At 70.5% G+C, this 2,118-nt stretch carries 2 protein-coding genes; both read right to left on the bottom strand.

Annotation, left to right across the window (positions count from 1 at the left end; all coding sequences use genetic code 11):
- On the bottom strand, window positions 1-1,328 hold a 1,328-nt coding region (locus JGS22_RS12635; RefSeq protein ID WP_236073133.1), incomplete at its 3' end, for a sensor histidine kinase.
- A complete protein-coding gene (locus JGS22_RS12630) occupies window positions 1,325-1,987 on the bottom strand; it encodes a response regulator transcription factor (protein ID WP_211043847.1) in 663 nt (220 codons plus the stop codon). The genes JGS22_RS12635 and JGS22_RS12630, both read right to left, overlap by 4 nt.
- Between the last annotated feature and the right edge of the window lie 131 nt (window positions 1,988-2,118).

Raw genomic sequence — 2,118 nt, 5'->3', positions numbered from 1 at the left:
GTGGCGTGGTGGGCTTCGGCGATGGAGGCGGCGATGGAGAGGCCGAGTCCGTGGCCGGTGGTGGCGGTGCGGTCGGCGCCGAGGCGGCGGAAGGGTTCGAAGAGGTCGGGGATCCGGTCGGGTGGCACATGCGGTCCGGTGTTGGCCACCGTGAGGGTGCGGGCGTCGAGGTGTACGCGTACGTCGCCGCCCGGGTGGTTGTACTGGACGGCGTTGCGGATCAGGTTGGTCAGCAGGTGGCGCAGGAGAACGGGGTCGCCGCGAAGCGTCGGGGGCGGGTCGGCGCTGTCGAGTTCGAGGTGTACGGCGCGGTCGTCGGCGAGCGGGGCGAGTGCGGCGGTCGTGAGGCGGGCGGTGGCTGCGAGGTCGACCGGTTCGGTCTCGTCCAGCCCGCGGTCGCTGCGGGCCAACAGCAGGAGTGCGTCGACGAGTTGTACGGCGTCGCGGTTGGCGTCGAGCAGATCCTCGCGGACGTCCGCGAGCCCGTCGGGCAGCGGGTCGACGAGGCCGACCTGGAGGCTGGTGCGCTGTACGGCGAGGGGGGTCTTGAGTTCGTGGGAGGCGTTGGCCACGAAGCGCCGCTGGCTCTCGACGTACTTCTGAAGCCGGTCCAGCATGCCGTCGAAGGTGTCGGCGAGGCGGTGGAGTTCGTCGTCCGGACCGGTGAGCGCGAGGCGTTGGTGGAGGTTCTGCTCGCTGATGCGGCGGGCCGCCTCGGTCATGGACGCGACGGGTCGCAGCGCGCGCCCGGCGAGCCACCAGCCGAGCAGCCCGGCCAGTACGGCCATGACCACGAGTCCCACGCCGGACCAGAGCAGCATCTGGCGGAGCGCGGTGTCCTGGACAGCCTGTACGGACTGTTCGATCTGCTGGATCGCGGCGCCGTCGCGATGGGTGGTCCGTCCGGACGGACCACCCATCGCGACGGCGCCGCGATCCAGCAGATCGAACAGTCCGTACAGGCTGTCCAGGACACCGCGCTCCGCCAGATGCTGCTCTGGTCCGGCGTGGGACTCGTGGTCATGGCCGTACTGGCCGGGCTGCTCGGCTGGTGGCTCGCCGGGCAGATCGCCGTCCCGGTGCGATCCGTCCCGGCCTGAGTCACCCCGGCCCGAGCTGCCGGAGCCGTCCCATCCGCCCGGGCCGTTCAGCTTCTCGGAGTCGCCCGTTCTGACGGAGATGCCGGCGGCCTGCTGCTTGGTCCCGTAGCGCGCCAGGAGCACCACGAAGGTGAGCAGCGCGATACCGGCGAGCAGGAAGAGGCCGGAGAACGCCGCGGCGAGGCGGGCCCGGAAGGGCATCCTGTCCACCAGGGCCCGGGGGCTCATTCGCACAGTCGGTACCCCTCGCCCCGGTCGGCGAGAATCAGGACCGGGTGGCCGAGCTTGCCGCGCAGCCGGCTGATGGTGGTGCGCACCGCGCTGGTGCGAGGGTCGAGATTCTCGTCCCAGACGCGACGCACCAGTTCGTCGTGGGGCACCGGCGCACCTGCGGCCAGCAGGAGCAGCCGCAGAACGGCGAACTCCTTCGGCGTCAGCTCCAGTTGGCGGTCTGCCACCGACACCAGACGTCGGGTGCCGTCCATCGTCAGGTCGCCGAACCGGAGCAGGGTGGTCGGCGGTTTCGGAGCGCGGCGACTCAACGCCCGTACGCGTGCGACCAGTTCGGCGAAGTCGAAGGGTTTGGCCAGGTAGTCGTCGGCGCCGAGGGTGGTGAGTCCGTAGGTGCGGTCGGTGAGTTCACCGGCGGCGGTCAGCATCAGGATGCGCGGCGGGTCGTGCAGTTCGCGCAGTCGCCGGCAGACCTCGTCGCCGCTCATGACGGGCAGGTCGCGGTCGAGGATCAGCACGTCGTAGTCGGTGAGCAGCGACATCTGTTCGGCCTCGGCCCCGGTAGAGGCGATGTCGACGGCCATCGTCTGGCGACGCAGACCGGTGGCGATGGTGCGGGCCAGAACGCGATGGTCCTCGGCTATCAGGACTCTCATGCGCTTATGAAACCAAGACGGTGATTGCGACCGGATAAGGACGCGGGCGATCGACGTGTGCCACGGCAGCTACGTGCGCCGAGACGACGAGGGATGCGGAGGCGGCGACGTACGGCGGGACGGGGTGGCGG

It is taken from the genome of Streptomyces tardus (assembly GCF_018101125.2).
GTDB lineage: Bacteria > Actinomycetota > Actinomycetes > Streptomycetales > Streptomycetaceae > Streptomyces > Streptomyces tardus.
The sequence above is the reverse complement of the archived record's forward strand: the minus strand, read 5'-3'. Positions and strand labels throughout refer to the sequence as shown.